At 36.0% G+C, this 19,343-nt stretch carries 17 protein-coding genes; 13 read left to right on the forward strand and 4 right to left on the reverse strand.

Going from position 1 to position 19,343, the window contains the following annotated elements; genetic code table 11:
* Positions 1-230 precede the first annotated feature (230 nt).
* The 11 genes from H9N25_RS17090 (at position 231) to H9N25_RS17140 (ending at position 9,601) form a co-directional block, all read left to right on the forward strand.
* A complete protein-coding gene (locus H9N25_RS17090; protein ID WP_190326658.1) occupies positions 231-1,328 on the forward strand; it encodes an efflux RND transporter periplasmic adaptor subunit in 1,098 nt (365 codons plus the stop codon).
* On the forward strand, positions 1,325-1,720 hold the full coding sequence (locus tag H9N25_RS17095; protein ID WP_190326659.1) for an efflux RND transporter permease subunit: 396 nt from the start codon (positions 1,325-1,327) through the stop codon (positions 1,718-1,720). The genes H9N25_RS17090 and H9N25_RS17095 overlap by 4 nt, the downstream gene beginning before the upstream one ends.
* Positions 1,720-4,830, forward strand: coding sequence for an efflux RND transporter permease subunit (locus H9N25_RS17100; protein WP_190326660.1), 3,111 nt, complete (start codon positions 1,720-1,722; stop codon positions 4,828-4,830). The genes H9N25_RS17095 and H9N25_RS17100 overlap by 1 nt, the downstream gene beginning before the upstream one ends.
* A 1-nt stretch (position 4,831) precedes the next feature.
* Entirely contained in the window at positions 4,832-6,142 is a 1,311-nt protein-coding gene (locus H9N25_RS17105; protein ID WP_190326661.1) for a TolC family protein, read from the forward strand.
* Between the two features lie 16 nt (positions 6,143-6,158).
* Complete coding sequence (locus tag H9N25_RS17110; RefSeq protein ID WP_223833426.1) at positions 6,159-7,043, forward strand: N-acetylglucosamine kinase; 885 nt, start codon at positions 6,159-6,161, stop codon at positions 7,041-7,043.
* A gap of 95 nt (positions 7,044-7,138) precedes the next feature.
* A complete protein-coding gene (locus H9N25_RS17115; RefSeq protein WP_051691826.1) occupies positions 7,139-7,531 on the forward strand; it encodes a response regulator in 393 nt (130 codons plus the stop codon).
* A gap of 104 nt (positions 7,532-7,635) precedes the next feature.
* Positions 7,636-8,178: a DUF4241 domain-containing protein gene (locus tag H9N25_RS17120; protein ID WP_190326662.1), complete on the forward strand. Its 543-nt coding sequence runs from the start codon at positions 7,636-7,638 to the stop codon at positions 8,176-8,178.
* A 96-nt stretch (positions 8,179-8,274) separates the two neighbouring features.
* Positions 8,275-8,505 carry a hypothetical protein gene (locus H9N25_RS17125; protein ID WP_190326663.1) on the forward strand — a complete coding sequence of 77 codons (231 nt, stop codon included), beginning with the start codon at positions 8,275-8,277 and terminating at the stop codon, positions 8,503-8,505.
* Positions 8,506-8,664: 159 nt separating this feature from the next.
* Positions 8,665-8,724 carry a hypothetical protein gene (locus H9N25_RS25495; protein ID WP_407947458.1) on the forward strand — a complete coding sequence of 20 codons (60 nt, stop codon included), beginning with the start codon at positions 8,665-8,667 and terminating at the stop codon, positions 8,722-8,724.
* Between the two features lie 11 nt (positions 8,725-8,735).
* Complete coding sequence (locus H9N25_RS25500) at positions 8,736-8,960, forward strand: transposase family protein (RefSeq protein ID WP_190326664.1); 225 nt, start codon at positions 8,736-8,738, stop codon at positions 8,958-8,960.
* 308 nt (positions 8,961-9,268) lie between these two features.
* Positions 9,269-9,601: an ISAs1 family transposase gene (locus H9N25_RS17140; protein WP_190326665.1), complete on the forward strand. Its 333-nt coding sequence runs from the start codon at positions 9,269-9,271 to the stop codon at positions 9,599-9,601.
* 332 nt (positions 9,602-9,933) lie between these two features.
* On the opposite strand, the gene H9N25_RS17145 is transcribed toward H9N25_RS17140, so the two are convergent.
* Together H9N25_RS17145 and H9N25_RS17150 are read right to left on the reverse strand one after the other, a co-directional pair.
* Positions 9,934-13,032 (reverse strand): lantibiotic dehydratase, encoded by a 3,099-nt coding sequence (locus H9N25_RS17145; RefSeq protein WP_190326666.1) that lies wholly within the window; start codon positions 13,030-13,032, stop codon positions 9,934-9,936.
* A gap of 95 nt (positions 13,033-13,127) precedes the next feature.
* Positions 13,128-14,300 carry a lanthionine synthetase LanC family protein gene (locus H9N25_RS17150; protein ID WP_190326667.1) on the reverse strand — a complete coding sequence of 391 codons (1,173 nt, stop codon included), beginning with the start codon at positions 14,298-14,300 and terminating at the stop codon, positions 13,128-13,130.
* A gap of 680 nt (positions 14,301-14,980) precedes the next feature.
* On the opposite strand from H9N25_RS17150, the gene htpG reads away from it, so the two are divergent.
* On the forward strand, positions 14,981-16,867 hold the full coding sequence (gene htpG / locus H9N25_RS17155) for a molecular chaperone HtpG (RefSeq protein ID WP_223833427.1): 1,887 nt from the start codon (positions 14,981-14,983) through the stop codon (positions 16,865-16,867).
* A gap of 160 nt (positions 16,868-17,027) precedes the next feature.
* Here the strand turns inward: htpG and H9N25_RS17160 are convergent, their stop codons facing one another.
* Together H9N25_RS17160 and H9N25_RS17165 are read right to left on the reverse strand one after the other, a co-directional pair.
* Positions 17,028-17,504, reverse strand: a complete 477-nt coding sequence (locus tag H9N25_RS17160; protein WP_167297123.1) for a type I restriction enzyme HsdR N-terminal domain-containing protein — start codon at positions 17,502-17,504, stop codon at positions 17,028-17,030.
* 28 nt (positions 17,505-17,532) lie between these two features.
* A complete protein-coding gene (locus H9N25_RS17165) occupies positions 17,533-17,907 on the reverse strand; it encodes a hypothetical protein (protein ID WP_167297124.1) in 375 nt (124 codons plus the stop codon).
* Positions 17,908-18,284: 377 nt separating this feature from the next.
* On the opposite strand from H9N25_RS17165, the gene H9N25_RS17170 reads away from it, so the two are divergent.
* A complete protein-coding gene (locus H9N25_RS17170; protein ID WP_190326668.1) occupies positions 18,285-19,028 on the forward strand; it encodes a LytR/AlgR family response regulator transcription factor in 744 nt (247 codons plus the stop codon).
* Positions 19,029-19,343: the final 315 nt, after the last annotated feature.

The raw sequence follows: 19,343 nt of genomic DNA on the forward strand, positions 1-19,343 counted from the left end.
AAATAAATTGGCTTTCGCATCTTTAATTGAGTTATGAGGATATAAAAGCTAGTAATATTATATCTTCAGACAGATTTACTCAAAACTGAAAGCTGTCCGTTCCAAACTGAAAATCGGTAACATCCTTAATACAACAAATTTAGGACTAAACTATTTGAATATTTTTACGCTCTAATTCTAAACATTAATTTCGTTTTAATGTTGGAATACGCACAACACAAATAATAAACATGAAGAAAAGGTATATTATCTATGCTGTTTTAGCTATAGGCTTGGCTTATTTGGTCTATTACAGAATTAACGCAAATAAAAAACTCGAAGGGAAAGGCGGTGCATCTGGGGCGGGAAAAGGCAAAGGTGATGGTAAGGGAAGTGCTTCTGCTCCATTGGTAGTTGATGGAATTGTGGTAAAACCAGTATCGTTTGATAACGATTTGGAAGTAACCGGCGCCATTGATGCCAACGAATCGGTTGTATTGAAAAGTGAAGTATCGGGATTGGTTACCGGAATTTATTTTCAGGAAGGTACAACCGTATCAAAAGGAAGTGTATTGGTAAAAGTAAACGACAGAGATATACAGGCACAATTACAGGATGCACTAACCAAGCAAAAACTTTCATCAACAAATGAAAACCGTGCAAAACAGCTTTTGGCCAAAGGCGCTATTAGCCAGGAGGAGTACGATACTGCTCTGGCCGATTTAAAATCCCTACAGGCGCAAGCACAATTAATTCGGGCGCAACTCGCCAAAACCGCTATCCGTGCACCTTTTACCGGTAGAGTAGGCTTGCGTAGCATCTCGGCCGGAACCTATTTAACACCAGCAACTGTAATAGCCAACCTGGTAAGTACCAATCCGGTTAAAATTACTTTTTCTGTTCCGGAGAAATATGCGGGACAGATTAAAGTAAATTCAGAAATTATATTTACGACCGATGGCTCTTCCAAAGAAAATAAAGGAAAAGTTTACGCAATAGAACCGGGGATTAATGCGGCTACCAGAACGTTACAGATTAGGGCTTTGGCACCTAATGCAGATAATGCTTTATTACCAGGTTCTTTTGCCAAAATTAAACTGGCTTTAAATACGGTACAAAATGCCATATTAATTCCTAACGAAGCCGTAATACCTGTGTTAAAAGGCAAAATTGTTTATGTACAAAAAGACGGAAAAGCGCAGGAAGTAAAAGTAGAAGCAGGTACCCGTACCGATGAAAATATTGTAATTACGTCAGGATTAAAAGTTGGCGATACGGTTTTGACAACCGGGTCGATGGCATTGAAGAAAGATGCCCAGGTAAAAGTTCATTTGGTTAAACAATTATGAGTATCTCAACCACGGGTTTAAAAAAAGTAACCTTTATTGCCCTCGCGACTATAGTCTTTGGCTTCGTTGGCTGCAAGCAAAGCCCTAAAGAGCGTGCCGTGATGCAGGTATATGTATCCTATAAAGAAGCCGATTCGGCTACAGTAATGAAAGTTTTAGATCCTTTGCAAAAAGAAATTTCAAAGATCAGCAATATCCATAAAATATCAACATCATCCCAAAAAGGTGCTGGCAATATTATAGTTGAATTTAATATGGATAAAAATATAGATAGTGCGGCTATTGAAGTACAAAACAGACTAACTATAGCTAACACCGGTTTACCAAAAGAAGCCAAAATATATTGTTTTAGAGTGAACAACGAGCATAAAAAAAATAAATACAATCAATAATGAGTATTTCAACCACGAGTATAAAAAGGCCGGTTTTGGCCATTGTGATGAACTTATTGATTGTCCTTTTCGGGATAATCGGCTATACCTTTTTAGGTGTACGCGAGTATCCATCTATCGACCCCACGGTGGTTTCGGTAAGAACTTCCTATCCTGGTGCCAACTCAGATATTATCGAATCGCAAATTACCGAACCTTTAGAAAAATCGATCAACTCCATTGATGGGATCCGAAATATTTCTTCATCAAGCAACCAGGGAACAAGCAATATCACCATAGAGTTTAACCTCGATAAAAATATAGAAGAAGCCGCGAATGATGTGCGTGACAAAGTATCGCAGGCTGCCCGTACCTTACCTAAAGATATTGACGGTTTACCGGTAGTAAGTAAGGCTGATGCCAACTCTGACCCGATTTTATCGATGACGATCCAGAGCGATAAACGCAATACACTGGAATTAAGTGATTTTGCTGAAAACGTAATTGCCGACCGTATCCAAACCATTCCGGGGGTAAGTAGTGTACAAATCCAGGGTCAAAGGAAATATGCCATGCGTATCTGGATGGATCCCAATAAACTAAGTGCTTACGGCTTAACCTCGCAGGATATTGTTACTGCATTAGACAATGAAAACGTAGAGCTTCCATCAGGAAAAATCACCGGCGCTACTACCGAACTAACAGTTAAAACCCTGGGAAAACTAACCAACGAAAGCGAGTTTAATAACTTAATCTTAAAAGCCGACAGCAATCAGGTAGTTAAACTAAAAGATGTTGGTTATGCGGTTTTAGGACCAGAAAACGAAGAAACCATTCTACGTGAATCGGGCAGGCCAATGGTGGCCATTGCCATTATCCCTCAGCCCGGAGCCAATTATCTCGATATCAGTAAAGAGTTTTACAAACGTTTTGATAAATTAAAAGCCGATATCCCACAGGATATTAAATTGAAAGTTGCATTAGACAATACCCTTTTCATCAAGCGTTCGGTAACCGAAGTTGCCGAGACTATTGGTTTATCACTGGTATTGGTAATTTTGATCATATATCTCTTTTTCAGAGATTGGGCCATTGCTTTTAGACCTTTAATCGATATCCCGGTATCTTTAATTTTTACTTTCTTCATCATGTACGCCTTCGGCTTTTCAATCAATGTATTGAGTTTATTGGCCATTGTACTGGCTACAGGATTGGTGGTAGATGATGGTATTGTGGTTACCGAAAATATATTTAAAAAAGTTGAAGAAGGCATGTCGCCTTTCGAGGCAGCCATTAAAGGATCAAATGAAATCTTTTTTGCTGTAATTTCGATTTCCATTACCCTTGCGTCCGTATTTTTACCGGTAATTTTCTTACAGGGCTTTGTGGGCCGTTTATTTAGAGAGTTTGGCGTGGTAATAGGTGCCGCGGTACTGGTATCTGCCTTTGTATCACTCACTTTAACACCGATGTTAAATGCCTACCTGATGAAAAAGGGTGAACATAAACCATCCAGATTTTACAACTGGACAGAACCCTATTTTATAAAATTAAATGATGCATACGAATCTAACCTGAACAAATTTTTGGATAAAAGATGGCTTTCCATTCCAATTATTATAGTGTGTATGGGGCTTATTTTCTTATTCTGGAAGGTTTTACCAAAAGAAACCGCCCCTTATGACGATAGAAGTGCAATCAATATCAGTGCAAGCACTCCCGAAGGTGCCTCCTTTGCCTATACTGATCAGTTTATTATGAAACTGAATCAGTTGGTAATTGATTCAGTTCCCGAAAAAAACGTAAACATTACCATTACTTCGCCAAGTTTTGGTGGTTCGGGTGCGGTAAACTCTGGTTTTGTAAGAATGGGTTTAACAGATCCCGAAACGCGTAAACGTTCGCAAAAAGACATTGCCGATATGCTCACCCGGGTAACCAAAAAATATACCGAAGGTAAAACCATTGTGAGCCAACAGCCAACCATTTCAGTAGGTCGCCGTGGCGGATTACCCATCAGTTATATTATCCAGGCCCAAAATTTCGAAAAACTAAGAGAGAAAATCCCTTTGTTTATGGATGCGGTTTCGAAAGACCCAACATTCACCGTATCAGACGTAAACCTGAAATTTAACAAGCCTGAAATTAACTTGACCATCGACAGGGATAAGGCCAAAAATTTAGGTGTTTCTATATCTGCTATTGCACAAACCTTAAATTTAGGATTAAGTGGTCAAAGGTTTTCGTATTTCTTCATGAATGGAAAACAATACCAGGTAATTGGTCAGTTCGATCGTGGAGACCGGAAGGATCCATTAGATTTAAGTTCTGTTTATGTACGTAATGATAAGGGTGAGTTGGTTCAGCTAGACAATGTGGTTACGGCTAAAGAAGAAAGTAGTCCGCCACAGCTGTACAGGAACAACCGCTTTATTGCGGCAACTGTTTCGGCAGGCTTAGCACCGGGAAAAAGTATTGGCGAAGGTATAGATGCCATGGATGCCATTTCTAAAAAAGTATTAGACGAAACTTTCTCTACCGATTTAAGTGGAGAATCTCGGGATTTTAAAGAAAGCTCTTCAAATACCTTCTTTGCATTCGGTTTGGCGCTCCTTCTGGTTTATTTAATTCTTTCGGCACAGTTTGAGAGCTTTAAAGATCCCATTATCATCATTTTAACTGTACCCATGGCCGTTGCCGGTGCATTTTTATCGCTCTGGTTATGTGGCCAAAGCTGGAATATCTTCAGCCAGATCGGTACCATTATGCTTATTGGCTTGGTAACCAAAAATGGTATTTTAATTGTTGAGTTTGCTAACCAGCTAAAAGAAAAAGGGATTGCGATTCCTCAAGCTATACGTGAAGCTGCTGTTTCGCGTTTGCGCCCAATTTTAATGACCAGCTTAGCCATTGCGATTGGAGCTTTACCAATTGCCCTTGCTTTAGGTGCCGCTGCAAAAAGCAGAATGAGTATGGGAACCGTAATTGTAGGTGGAACATTGTTCTCTTTGGTTTTAACCTTATTTGTAATACCAGCCATTTACTCTTACTGGGCCAAACCGTACAAACCGAATAAAGAATTAAAAGAAGCCCATCGTTTTGAACAAGAAGCTTTACATACAGAAGAATAAGATGAGCAAGAAATTAAAAATATTTATCCTGTTGGTAAGTTTATCCCTTTCGGGCTTTGCTCAGGAAAAACTGAGCTTACAGGAGGCGATAACTGTTGCTTTACAGAACAATTACGATATCAAAATCAGTAAAAACCAGATCGATATCGCAAAAAACAATGCCAATATTGGCAACGCGGGTATGTTACCTAATTTAACGGGAAGTTATACCAATGGTGGAAGTATCCAGAATACCAGGCAAACCCCTGCAACTGGTCCTGATCGGGTAATTACAGGCGCAAAAAGTACCAATAACAGTTATGGTGCGGAATTAAACTGGACTATTTTTAATGGTTTTAGCATGTTTGCCAATTATGATCGCTTAAAAGAGTTGCAAAAACAAGGCGAGTTAAACGCCCGGTTAACCATTTTAACTACAGTTGCTGATGTAATTACGGCTTATTACGACATTGTAAGGCAACAACAATTGGTTATTGCTGCCGATAGTGCAATGGACGTTTCTGTATTACGTACCAATATTGCGAAAACAAAATTACAACTTGGCCGTGGCTCTAAATTGGATGTGTTAACCGCACAGGTTGATTACAATACCGATACATCAAACTATCTGCAAACCAAAAATGCCTTACAGGTAGCTAAAGTGCGCTTAAACCAATTGATGGTGAGAGATATCGGTACTTCGTTTTCTGTAGACAACCACATTGATGTAGATAAAGGTATCCTGTTCAGTAAAATGGCCGAAATGGCCGAGCAGCAGAATCCTAATGTGCAGAATGCATTTATTAATCAACGTATTGCATCCTTAAATTTAAAATCTATCCGTGGGGCAAGGTATCCATCTGTAAGTTTAAACTCTGGCTACAGCAGGGCAAACAGTACCAGCCCTACAGGCTTTAACCAAAAATTTGCTGCGAATGGATTTACTTATGGCGTTACGGCAAGTATAAATTTATTTAATGGTTTTTTACAGCGCCAACAAGAGCGTAATGCAAAAATAGAGATCGACAACTCGGCCCTTAATCTGAACAAAACCAAGCTGGATGTAAATTCGCAATTGCTTACTGCTTATCAAAATTACAGCACCTACCTGGATCTGATTAAATTAGAGCAGCGAAATGTAGATATTGCAAAAGAAAACTTAGATATTACCCTAGCAAAATACCGTTTGGGCAGCATAGCCCCTTTAGAACTCAGAGAAGCACAGCGTAATGCTATTGATGCACAAAACCGTTTCATCGAAATGCAATATCAAGCGAAAATAGCCGAAACTACACTGAAAGAAATCAGTGGAAATATAAATTTATCTAATTAATTTTTATATTTAGTCCATGATACTTGTTGCAGATAGTGGCTCATCGAAAACTGATTGGATGGGCTATCATAATGGCGAAACCATTAAATTTAGCACTCCTGGAATAAACCCTTATTTCTTAAGTGAGCAAGAAATTACAAAGCTGATTTCTAAAAATGAATCCTTATTACAATACGCTAATGAGGTAAAAGAAATCTACTTTTTTGGAGCTGGTTGCTCTTCACCCGATAAACATGAAGTAGTCTCAAATGGCTTGTCGGCCGTTTTTGGTAATGCTTTTATTTCAGTTGACCACGATCTTCTGGGCTCGGTATATGCTACCTGCGGAAATGCAGAAGGCTTAAACTGTATTTTAGGCACCGGATCGAATATCTGTTATTTCGATGGAAAGAAAATCCACGATGGGCATCATGGCTTAGGCTACGTTCTTGGCGATGAAGGTTCTGGTACTTTCTTTGGAAAAAAAGTACTTCTAAGCTATTTGTACAATAAAATGCCATCAACCCTAGCTGCAGAATTTAAAAAGTCTTTCCCGGCAGAAAAAGAACAGATTATTACCAATGTTTATCAAAAACCTTTCCCAAATATCTATCTAGCAGGCTTTAGCCGCTTCATGGCCAGCCATAAAGACCATCCATTTATTCAGGACATTTTAAGAACAGGCTTTCAGGAGTTTGTAGATACCAATGTTAAAGATTATCCTAAACACAAAAGTGTTCCATGCCACTTTGTAGGCTCTATAGCCTATTATTATCAGGAAACATTAATTTCAGTGTTATTAGAAAATGGCATTGAACCTGGGAAAATATTACAGAAACCTATTGAAGAGCTATTTAATTTTATTTTAAACAAAGAAGGGATAGTACCAACAAGTGAATTAAAATCGAAGTCTATTTTTTAGCTACTATAAATTTATTGTTAAAATATTCTTAAGATTGTAAACATAACAACATAAACTTTTGTTATATTCTTAACGGCATATAAATGCACACACATATGAAGAGAATACTGGTAGTAGATGACGATATTGAGGTTTTAGAAACCATACAATTAATACTGGAAATCGGAGGATTTAAAGTTTCTGCACTGAATGATGGTGAGGAGATTTTTAACAGAATTGAAAAATTTAGCCCTGATTTAATCTTACTAGACATTTCTCTGGGGCACATCGATGGGCGTGTATTATGCGAACAGTTAAAATCGATTGAAAGCACCTCTAAAATTCCGATTTTGCTTATTTCTGGTTTATATGATCCAAAAGATTTTACAACCTTAAACTACGGCCAGGACGATTTCTTATCGAAACCATTCCAAATGGACGTGTTACTTAAAAAGATCACTAAAATTCTTTCACTGGAAGAAGATAAACCAAGTTTTCTTTTAAATTAATTAAGCTGACATTAAAATAACGAGCCAAGAAGACCTTTAAATTTTCTTGGCTTTTTTATTTTCATAAGAATAAAAAAGCCTCTCTATCGAATAAATTAATGATAATGATACCAAGCAATGAATGGTTAAAAACCTGGAACGAGAAACGTGCTTTACTAGCCTGCCCCAATAACTTGAATGATTATTTTGAGGAAACAACAGTAGCTGGTAAAAAGATAGATCACTTAGAACTGGGAAGTGTTTCTATTCCAACAGGAGAAATTTTGGTTAGAGATCCGCTTGTATATATCCAAAAAGATGCCGAGCCCTATTTAATTAAAGTTCCTAAAGGCGAATTCCCGGTAACTGCAGCTGTAGTAGTTCCTGACGATGAAGATGGTGCCAGATACGCCGCTGTTAAAGTGCAATTTACAGCTTATGATGCCATACGCTTTGAAGAAGCGTTAATCGGCACAGAAGACCTTATTGATTTTAACGAAGGAGAGTTTTTTGGTTTCAATGTAGATGCAGGATTAGCTTGCGTGCTGGATAAAGAAACCTTAAACCATTTTTGTGCATTTCAGGATATTTGCACTATTAAATTCAGAAAAAAAATATCTTCGAACTTGGGCAGACAAATAGAATCAAGTATTTTTGCTTTTTCTTGAAATTTAGCACTTCAGGCATGACCTCAATATCAAAAATTCTATTTAATATTTTTCAAAAAAAAAATGCTACCTTAGGTAAAACTAAATTAATAAGATATGAAAAAAATCAATTTAAATACTTCTTTTCTCAAATTGAGAAAAGAAGAAATCGGTAGTTTTACGTCCTCAGAAATGAAACAAGTGATTGAAGAGTATGAAGGAACAGGACCTGCAGTTGTTTATGTAAAGAGCCTATATGAGGAAAGAGATACAGTTTTATGTACTACTGGAGCAGAATGTATAACAAATGCAAGTGTTCCTTGTAATACGCTGCTAAAATATGTTTAGAAATAGTTTTATAAAGCTGTTTTAATATAAGCTTTTTTTTGTATAAAAAAGACTTATGAGCGACCCAATGAAACATTTTTCATCCCTAACTGATCCCCCGTTGGATAGAACCAAAAGTATTTTTTAGAAGATATTATTTTCATTACTATAGCTGCGGTAATCCGCGGATGTGAGAATTGGAATGAGATAGAATCCTACGGGGAGTCAAAACGGGAATAGCTGCCGAATTTTTGCAATTACCCAGCGGGATTCCCTCTCATGACACTTTTAACCGGATATTTGCAGCTTTAGATTCTTTGGAATTTGAAACTTGCTTTCTGGCCTGGGTAAAAAGTGTAGCCGAGCTTACTGAAGGGGAAATCATCAGCATAGATGGCAAAACCATTCCGCGGCTCCCGTGGCAAAGGTACAAAATCAGCTATGCATATGGTCAGTGCCCGGGCCGGTACAAATAACATGGTTTAGAGCAAGTAAAAACAGCCGACAAATCCAACGAGATTACAGCGATTTCCAAACTATTGAGCGTATTGGGATTAAAAGGCTGTATTGTAACTATTGACGCGATGGGTACCAAACAGCCAAACAGATTAAGGACTCGGGAGCGAATTACGTTATTGCTGTCAAGGACATTTGGAGCAAGATGTGGAAGATACCCTTCGCTTCTGCAGCCACGTATCGCAGCACCAAGAGGTGGATACGGAACATGGCAGGGTAGTAACCCGTACCTGTTCGGTACATACTAACCTTTTCCATGTGCAGCTGCATGGAAAGTACGCGTTACCTCAAAGCTTCTCAGACGGAACAAAAAGAGAAACGTTATTATATTACCAATCGGGATGCTGATGCAGCAAAAATAGGCAGCGCGGTTTGTTTCCATTGGGCCATTGAAAATTCACTGCATTGGCTGCTTGATGTTGCTTTCAATGAGGACAGCAGTAGAAAACGGACTGGCAAAACCGCTGAAAACTTCTCTATCATCTGCAGGATTACACTTAACCTGATCAAAAATGAAACCAGCAAGAAGAGAAGCGTTAAAGGGAAAAGACTTATTGCAAGATGGGACAACGATTATTTACTCAATATTCTCAAAAATTAGATGCGTTTGCCCTGGCCCCTTGTTAAATAAGGAGCTTGAACTGTAAAACACATCGACTGTTCAACAACGAATAAATGTTTTTTGCACTGAAATTAACACGGGGCACCGAGACGCAAAATATCTTGGGCCCCTCAAAACTGGCAATAATCGACACTTGGCTTAGCAACATTTGGCAGCATCAGGCTTGAGGAGTCAATTTTATTCCCACTATCTTAAGTTGATGAAATTTTGTATGAACCTCAGGATATTACTTTTGTTAGTGTTCAATCTAATATAGTTTAGCAAACCCGGTATTGAGAAGCGACTGAACCTTCATGATTCATATAAAATAGTTAGGACTCCAAGTATCCTTTTTTCTTTGATTTAATTGCCTCTTGTGATGAGTAATACTTGTCCAAGAAAGTATAAACCACAAGCTCATACCTACGTTGTTTAGAAATAAATAGCCTATTACAAAACATGTGTATATAGTCGATTAAAAGCTTGTTTTTTGCATCTTCAACATTTCTGCTTTTGAGTTTGCTGGTAATAAGTTCTATGAAGGTTTTATTTTGAGCGGTTCTAATATTCAAGATATCAATAGCTTCTTGAATTTCATTATCTAAGTCCATAGATCTGTCCATATGTGAAAAAAGCACCTTTTGAAGTTTTCTGTATTTATCGTTAAGTGCGTGTTTTAATTGTGGTGCCGCACCATGTTCATTAAAATATGCTGTTGAAAGCCTTTTAGCCAGTACCAGTTTCTCTTCCATTATCAATCCAAAATCATCCAGGAAGGTATCAATGCTTCTTAACACAAAGAGTAAACGATATTTATCTGGCTCTTCAATTTCTCCCAATAATTTGCCCAAACGAAGAGCCACAATTGTATCATGATAAAAAATTGATTCCGAGTCTACAATCAAATCCTCAGAATATCTTTCAAGTTCCCTAACGTAAGTATCAATTACGATATTGCTTATTTGATAGTTTTCTAAAAATGGATTTAGCAGTTTTATAAATTCCCTTTGCAAAAAGGCTTGGTTTTGTAGGTTACTATTGTAAAAACGAATCCTTAAATTACCCCCCAACTTATCTTTATATCTGACAAAGAAGAATTTTTCGTAATTGCCCTGAATATTTTCAGTATTCAAAAATGGGAAAATATAATTTATTAAGATATTTTCAAGAGTCTTTTCACCACCATATATTTTAAAATAAAGCCATTCACTCCCTGGAGCATATTTTCTTTGAACATTTTTATTTTCACTTGCAAGATTACTGATATTTATAGGTTGAGCATATTTTCTTTTGAAAGGAATAACTAATTCGTTTGTATAAGGAGAATTTGCTATATCTCTCACAATGCAATTTTCATTGGTGAAAAGAAATTCTTCAAGCGTGATTTTTTTGTATTTCTTGATGTACTTTAGTAGAATCCCAATAGATACTAGATCTTCGGTATCGATCAATAAAGTGTTATCGCCCTGAACTAACATTATTTTTTTGGGGATCTTTCTTTTAAAAATAAATGCGCTAAAACTTTTAGGCTCAAATTCAGCATCTATGAAGGTTTTTACTTCATTTTCCTCAACAATCCATCTTGCCTTTTTAATAATTATGCTTTTGTAATAGACACGGGGGTAAAAATTTATTTCACCCAAAAAACCCCAGTCCCAAATGATCGGATAGGCTAATCCCTGCCCCTGAAGGTCACATAAGAATCTGTAAATCGGTAAATTAGCAGGTGTTGAAAAATTATGTGCAGATGAAAGTCGTGGAAATATTCTTTTGTTGTGTTTTACACTCCTTAGATTAATGTTGTTGTTATTTACAGAGACGACTATATCATTCAATAAAATCTGATGTTCAACATTCATTCCCGATCGGCCTAGGTAAGGAATTTCATATTTCCTTAAGTGGTCCCGGAGAAGAATATTTCCAACTCTTGCTTGAGGATTGTGTACAATCTCTGCGAATATCGCATTTGGAAACTCCTTTTCCTCCTCTATTAGGGCATCACTTACAAGTTTGCTTAGATGTTTGTCGTTTGAGGTGAATCTACCAAGCAAATTAGCTGCTGATAGCCCAGCGGGAGCATGGAGATCAAAAATATATTCATAAGGGCTTGCTTTATCGCTGTTCAGTATTAAGGATCCAATTAGGTACGAGCTAGTTGAGAACTTAAATTCGGTTAGGTTAAGAGATTCTAGCTCACTATCAGTGATTTCTATTGCCTGTAGGTTATGTTGTATATAATCTTGATATTTTGAAAAAGTAAAGTCGGTAATATGATCTCTATGTTGAGCAATAGATTTGCTTTTTCTCATTGCCAACGGCAAACCTTCGATCCATTCGCTTCCAAGCATTTGTTCAATGTGATCCTTACCATAGCCAATTCCCAGATCACTATCAAGCACCAAATTGAGCGGCATTTCAGCATCACCATATTTTTCTATAAATTGCTCTTTGAAATTTTCCAAATTAGAATTGGTATTCCATCTTGACAACGGAGCCAATTCTTCACAATGACGCAAGATAGTCTTTACTAGTTGTCTACTAAGAAATTTTTCAGAGGTAGCTAGTCTTAAATCCACCTGAAGGATATCTTTTGGCATATGTTCTAAGGGAAAAGCTGAAACTATTTTTGCGGTTAATTCCCCATAATCAGTTCCGGTATGTACGGTTTTTAAAAGAGATCGTACATATTTTAGTTTTTTCACTATTTCATCCGCTGAATTTATCAATGAAAGTTTACCTATAAGATTTTCCAATGGATCACTACCGGTTAAATTTAAGTCTAGATGGCTAGTTAAAAGTTGAGATTTCCAAACTTCCAAAATAAAGTCGCTCGCCTCCTCCTCACTATATGTAGAAAATCTCGATGAAAATGCTGATGAAAGTTCTCCTATCGTTCTGGGTATCCTAGCACAGCTGATAACAAATGAAATGAACTCCGTTTTTTCTACTGATGAAAGTTTATAGTATTTTGTTTCTTCATTTAAAATATATTCTGCATACCTAAATCCTGTTGGGGTTTCATATTGACTGTCATTGTTTATAAACTGTAAATAGGGTATTATCAATGGGTCATTTTCAATTTGAGATTTTATAGCCGTTAGATAGCCCATGTCTAACCTTGCATCAGTAAAATGTCGTTTATTATTTTCAATCTTTAATGAAGTTTCTTGTTCGCTTATGTTTACCAAAGAACTTCCAGCAAAAACACCGAATGGAGTACACCTTGTGCAACTTCGAAGCCAATACTTTTTAAGGCTCGCCTCTAATTTTTCTTTGGCACTACTAGAATCTGCCTTTTGCAACTCATTGTATAATTCTGGAGCGGCGAGCTGAAGACTTGATATAAATTCTTGATTTAAATCGGTTTTTGTTGTTGCTAAAAAAAGGCTTTGCAGTGGTGCTCTTAATAATACAAAATCTAATGGTTCCATGGAATAATTTGAGAGTTTAATTAATTGTAAATTTGTGACACCAACTTAAAAATTTATAAATATTACTAAATTAAAGCTAGCAATAAGAACTTCAATCAGCTATCTAACATCATACAACTGTCCCAAGAACAATCACCCGTAAGAAAACTGATTAATACCAATCCAATTCCAGCACTCCCTTCTAATAACCCTTTACTTGCTACATATTTTTCTTGCACGGGATCATACTTTTTGAACCCAGAGATTGTATCTTGATAAGTACCGTAATTTAATGTTTCATCAATCCAGAATTCGCATTCATCCTTAAATTTTTGGTGTCCAGTTAATTTCCACATTTTATTGTAAATATGGGCTATACCTGACGTGCCATGACAAATACCTGCATCTACAACTTGGTTCTCTTTAGGGTTTCGTCTGTCACGAGATTTTGCAAAAATGGCCAATGAAAAATCAATGATTTTTTGATCCTTCATCTCTACCCCTGCTTGATAAAGTACGAAAGCTATGGTAAGATCCCCATAACACCAAGCCAATCTACTTGCTTGATTAATATTAGTCCCCAACACTATAATGGAAGGGAAGATCGATTTGTCCTGAAATGTATTTGTAGATGATAAAAAGAAATAGGTAACTTTACTCATGAGATCTAAAGCCCTTTCTTTACAGATATTTGATTTATAACACTCAACGGAGAATTTTAAGATACTTGTAATTCCATGGGCAAGGCCTAAGTTTATTCTGGTTTTATCAGGCCTGAAAGTGTTAAAATCAAAATGATAAATCATGTTATCTTTATTTTTCATAAGAAAAAAAAGATGTTCGAAAAATTTTTCAAAAAAATTAACAAGGATGCTTTTGGACTTTAATAAATAATATGCTATTCCCAGCGCCCCATGTAAAAAATCGAAATTTCCTATTTCTATCCAAAATAGTGCTATTTTTGAGAGGATTAGATCATCAGAACACACTTCCCTTTTATCCTCAATTCCCAAATAGCCAATTTCATTTAAATAACTAAAATACCAGTTTATACCTGTTTTCCCAGAACATAGTGTTTTGAAACCACCATCAAATGACTTATTTAGTAAATATTGCAGGTTGTTTATTATTTCACTGGACAGATGATTTTTTCTGAAATGCTTGGAGTACAGAACTCCGAAAAGTGACAACCCGCATTCCCCATTGTAAAGAGAGATATCTTTCTCTATTTGCAAAGTTTCCTGATAAATATGTTCTAGTTTAACCTCAATTAAAATTCGTTCTGGCATAATAAAATATGTACAAATTGACATGATCTGGGAATAAAGGCCATCAACTTATGCTTAGTTCACACTGTGTACTTTCAACTAAGATAGGTTTTTTTGCTTTGATGTTCCTGTCAAGTATAGATTTTTCAACATCCGATTTCCATTAGTATAAAATCCTTATTATTCTTAGTGATCCACATCAATGCGCTTTTAGCGATTATGGCAACAAAGTAACACATTCACAGTCCATCAGTTAGAATGTTGTCATAGGATTTCTAGCCAGTAAACACATTTTATTGAGTATTACTCCCATCTATAACTGTTCCGCGCAAGCTGATTAAGTGAGTCTGTATTTTTATTTTAAGATAAAGAAAAATTGGCAGAAGAGTTCAAAATCCGACTTTAAGACAAACTCTGTCGGCTTTTTTCCATTTCTCTGCTAAGTAGTAATAAGTCAGTCCGTGTCTTTTAAGGATTAGTCTAGTTTTTGGTTGCAATAAACAGGTAAATATTTATCATTATTATGTAGATGAATAAGCCCTGTCAATTTATAAGTTTTATTAGTTAGCCTAACATTGAAAAAGGCCTTATAACAGGGTATAATCACTGCATCCTTCTCCACCTTACTGTCATTTTGGCAAACAAATTCTTTTGGAACAGCCCTTGTTATGCAGGATGTAGATTAAACAATTTATTTACATATGAGCATACAGGAAAAAGGAAATATTTCCATACACACTGAGAATATTTTCCCGATAATTAAGAAGTTTTTATACTCTGATAACGAAATTTTTCTTCGCGAGTTGGTTTCTAACGCAGTAGATGCAGTCCAGAAAATTAAAAGACTAGGTTCATTAGGTCAGTTTAATGGCGAAGTTGGTCAACCATTGGTGCAAGTTGCGGTTGATAAGGATGCAAAAACCATTACCATTAGCGATAACGGTTTGGGGATGACTGCCGAAGAAATTAAAAAATACATTAACCAGGTTGCCTTTTCTGGCGCAAGTGAGTTTGTAGAGAAATTTAAAGATGCTAAAGATGCCAATGAAATCATCGGTAAATTCGGTTTAGGTTTCTATTCGGCCTTTATGGTTGCAGATTTAGTAGAAATTCAAACTTTATCATACCAGGATGGCGCTGAGCCTGCACGTTGGGTTTGCGATGGCAGTACAGAATTTGAAATTACTGAAGGCACTAAAACCACACGTGGTACCGATATTATCCTCCATGTAAACAAAGATTCGGAAGAGTTTTTAGAAGAAAGCAAACTGCAGGAAATCCTTGATAAATACGCTAAGTTTTTACCGGTTCCGATTAAGTTTGGTACGAAAACAGAATCAGTTGAAGATGGTGTAGATGAAGAAGGTAAAACAAAATATAAAGATGTTGAAGTTGATAACATTGTTAACACCACCAACCCGATCTGGACAAAAGCCCCTGCAGATTTGTCAGACGAGGATTATTTAAACTTTTACCGTGAATTGTATCCATTTAGTGAAGAACCATTATTCTGGATCCACTTAAATGTTGATTATCCTTTTAATTTAACAGGTGTATTGTATTTCCCTAAGTTGAAAAACGATTTCGAAATGCAACGCAACAAAATCAAATTATACTCACGCCAGGTATTTATTACCGACGAGGTTAAAGATATTGTTCCTGAATTTTTGATGTTATTACATGGTGTAATCGACTCTCCTGATATTCCTTTAAATGTATCGCGTAGTTTCTTACAGGCCGATAGTAACGTTAAAAAGATCAACAATTACATTACTAAAAAGGTTGCTGATAAATTAGGTGAGTTATTTGCAAAAGACCGTAAAGCTTACGAAGATAAATGGAAAGACATTGGTCTTTTTGTTAAATATGGCATGATCAGTGAAGAGAAGTTTTACGATAAAGCCAAAGATTTTGCTTTAGTAGGTAATACTAAAAATGAGCTTTTTACACTTCCTGAGTACAAAGAGAAGGTAAAGGCTTTACAAACGGATAAAAATGGCACTGTGGTTTATTTATATACCAATGATGCTGCTAAACAAGATGCTTTTATCCAATCAGCCAATAAAAAAGATTATGATGTTTTAGTACTGGATTCGCCAATTGACAATCACTTTATTAATCAATTGGAGCAAAAATTAGAGAAAACATCAATTAAACGTGTTGATTCGAGCGTTGCGGATAAATTAATTGAGAAAGATGAGCAGAACGAGCATGTTTTAACTGAAGATCAAGTAAAAGAAGTAACTGCGATTTTTGAAAAAGCCATTACCAAACCGGGAATGCATGTAGAAATTGTGGCTTTACACCCGGAGGAATTACCAGTTACTATTACCATGGATGAATTTATGCGCCGGATGAAAGATATGGCTGCAATGGGTGGTGGAATGGGTTTTTACGGCCAAATGCCCGACAATTATAAAGTTGCCATTAATGGAAACCATAAATTGGTAAGTAAAATTTTAAAAGCTGAAGGAGAAGAGCAAAGCAACCTGGCTAAACAAGCAGTAGATTTAGCGCTTTTAGCGCAAGGCATGTTAACTGGTGCAGAATTAACAGCTTTTGTAAGCAGAAGTGTAGAATTAATTTAATCAGGAGAAATCCTGTTATAGTTTAAAGGGAGAAACCGAATTGGTTTCTCCCTTTTTTTTGCGAGAGGGCATAAAAAAAAGTCTTGATCAGATCAAGACTTTTAGATAAGAATTTTTCGGGAACTCTTAGATCAAAATTAATATTATTAGCCTATTGCTACTATATGGTTTTATGATCTACATTGAAATAATCTTTGTGATCTTCAATCATTTTAGCAATGGTAGCAGCTTTGGTATCGGTTATTTTAAACTCGAATAATGGTTCTTGGTTTTTCTTTGATCTCACCATTTTCTCTGTGTAAAAGCGGTATACTAAGCCATTGGTTAATAAACCATATTTAGCTTTTGTTTTACGGAAGTATTTAGATAGGCGTGAATCATGAATATCTAAATTATCGTTGTGGTGTTTACATTCAACAAGGATTGTTGGTTCGCCATCTTTCATAATGGTGTAATCAACTTTTTTACTTTTTTTAACCCCGAAGTCTAGAACAGCTTCAGATTGAACTTCAGAAGGGTCAAATCCTAAGATTTGGATAAAAGGCATAACCAACGCATTCCTTGTTAAATCCTCAGATTGAACTTGTGGAAGCATTTTCTTAATTCTTACGGCAAACTGCCCGATTTCGTCTTTCAATTCCATGTTGTTATCTATTATTAGGTCGTTAGTTTTTTAAATTGTATTGGTTAAATACCGAATTTGCAGTGATAATAATTTGATCCAAACTTTGTTTATCAAAAAAGTTTCTGTTCAACATATCAACCATATAAGTTAATTTGTTGATATCAGTAGCGCGCATGGTAAACTGGAAACTTTTCATACCATCTTTAATAGCTTGCTGAACATAATTACGCACAACTAAAAAAGATTTTCTGAATGCGTATTCGCCATCTAATTGGCCTTTAACAGGATTCTGTCCATCAAGATTGCTATATTCATTTTGCATTCTCTGATACATATCTGCGTTGATTCCTTGATTTTTCAGAACTCCCTTGTAGTAGATTTTATTAAGTAAATATTCGTATTCGTTGTTTTTCATGTTGAGGCTTGGTAGATGTAGGGGAATATTTCTTTGCTTTTCGGTATTTTTTGTTTTTTAGTTTTTGTAATCTTACCCAGTATTGTATGGCCTGTTTTTAATTTTATTATCTACAGGCTACACAAGATTGGGCAGGCAGATGTTTTTCACAATTAGTAGTTTTCACTGCTAATTATTTTGTTTTTGGCAAACAGTATAAAGATTATAAAAAGAAGGGGATCAGATAATTTTTTTACATCAACTACCCAGAATATTACACGAAACCCTGGTTTTTTTTAGACGAAACCTGAGATAAGTTTTTTTTGATGCAATTGTTAATTCAATTCATTTTTATTTAACTTGCATTCAAATCAAATAAAACAAACATATTTATACTCATGAATCTAAAATGCGTTGTTATAGACGACGAGCAGCATGCAATTGAAGTATTAACTGACCACATTGCGGAAATGCCTGGTTTAACAGTTTTTAAAACTTTTACCAGTCCGGTCCAGGCACTTACTGAGATAAGTACCGAAGACGAAATTGATTTATTGTTTATGGATATTGATATGCCAGGCATAAATGGATTGGAACTGGCTAAAAATATCAGAGAAAAAGCAAAATATTTGATTTTTACTACTGCACATCCTGATTATGCCTTGCAAGCATTTGATGTACAATCGGATCAATATCTACTTAAACCTATTTCATTTGCAAAATTCGCATTGGGCATAGACCGGATTTTAAAGAAAGAGGCCAATGCAACAAAAGCGACTCCTAAAGAAACTGACCAGGTTGCGGCACTTTATATCAAAGGCGACCATAAATATGCTTTTTCTAACATCGCTATTGATGAAATACTTTACATCAAAGCATTGCAGAATTATATACAGATTATTACTAAATCCGAAATCCACACTACCTACCTTACACTTAAGGAAATAGAAAAGGCCTTAGAAAACCACGCATTTATCCGTGTTAATAAATCGAACATTGTTGCTAAAGCGGCAATTAAAAAAGTAGATGGAAATATAATCCGTTTGGTAAATAACGAGATGATCCAAATTGGCGAAGGTTATAAAGAAGCCTTCTTCAACTATGTACAGAGCAGTTTGTTAAAATCTAATCGAAATCAATAAACTACTAAAGGTCTACGATCCAGCTAGTCATTACTACTGTGTGGCTTTGATCACCTGTAGGTGTAGTTGAATAATTATTTTGAGCTTTGATGCTTTTATAAACAAAAACAGTTTTTTTAGCTAGTTTGGTTGTGTGTTGAGCTTTCATGATATTAGTATTCTAATAGTGATTATTTATTGTTGTTATTAATTTCTGTAAAGATGCAGCGTAAAATTAACCACAACCATTTTTTTACACAAAACCCCAATTTTAGGAGACAAAAACCCTATTTCAATAGATTTAAAGCGAAAAAATGACTTTTTCCACACTCAAAA

Source organism: Pedobacter riviphilus (assembly GCF_014692875.1).
GTDB classification, from domain to species: domain Bacteria; phylum Bacteroidota; class Bacteroidia; order Sphingobacteriales; family Sphingobacteriaceae; genus Pedobacter; species Pedobacter riviphilus.

What these genes read in the sequence shown, in the direction of transcription:
- H9N25_RS17090 (WP_190326658.1), top strand. Translation starts at nt 231, where the DNA reads ATGAAGAAAAGGTATATTATCTATGCTGTTTTAGCTATAGGCTTGGCT.
- H9N25_RS17095 (WP_190326659.1), top strand. Translation starts at nt 1,325, where the DNA reads ATGAGTATCTCAACCACGGGTTTAAAAAAAGTAACCTTTATTGCCCTC.
- H9N25_RS17100 (WP_190326660.1), top strand. Translation starts at nt 1,720, where the DNA reads ATGAGTATTTCAACCACGAGTATAAAAAGGCCGGTTTTGGCCATTGTG.
- H9N25_RS17105 (WP_190326661.1), top strand. Translation starts at nt 4,832, where the DNA reads ATGAGCAAGAAATTAAAAATATTTATCCTGTTGGTAAGTTTATCCCTT.
- H9N25_RS17110 (WP_223833426.1), top strand. Translation starts at nt 6,159, where the DNA reads ATGATACTTGTTGCAGATAGTGGCTCATCGAAAACTGATTGGATGGGC.
- H9N25_RS17115 (WP_051691826.1), top strand. Translation starts at nt 7,139, where the DNA reads ATGAAGAGAATACTGGTAGTAGATGACGATATTGAGGTTTTAGAAACC.
- H9N25_RS17120 (WP_190326662.1), top strand. Translation starts at nt 7,636, where the DNA reads ATGATACCAAGCAATGAATGGTTAAAAACCTGGAACGAGAAACGTGCT.
- H9N25_RS17125 (WP_190326663.1), top strand. Translation starts at nt 8,275, where the DNA reads ATGAAAAAAATCAATTTAAATACTTCTTTTCTCAAATTGAGAAAAGAA.
- H9N25_RS17140 (WP_190326665.1), top strand. Translation starts at nt 9,269, where the DNA reads ATGGAAAGTACGCGTTACCTCAAAGCTTCTCAGACGGAACAAAAAGAG.
- H9N25_RS17145 (WP_190326666.1), bottom strand. Translation starts at nt 13,032, where the DNA reads ATGGAACCATTAGATTTTGTATTATTAAGAGCACCACTGCAAAGCCTT.
- H9N25_RS17150 (WP_190326667.1), bottom strand. Translation starts at nt 14,300, where the DNA reads ATGCCAGAACGAATTTTAATTGAGGTTAAACTAGAACATATTTATCAG.
- htpG (WP_223833427.1), top strand. Translation starts at nt 14,981, where the DNA reads ATGAGCATACAGGAAAAAGGAAATATTTCCATACACACTGAGAATATT.
- H9N25_RS17165 (WP_167297124.1), bottom strand. Translation starts at nt 17,907, where the DNA reads ATGAAAAACAACGAATACGAATATTTACTTAATAAAATCTACTACAAG.
- H9N25_RS17170 (WP_190326668.1), top strand. Translation starts at nt 18,285, where the DNA reads ATGAATCTAAAATGCGTTGTTATAGACGACGAGCAGCATGCAATTGAA.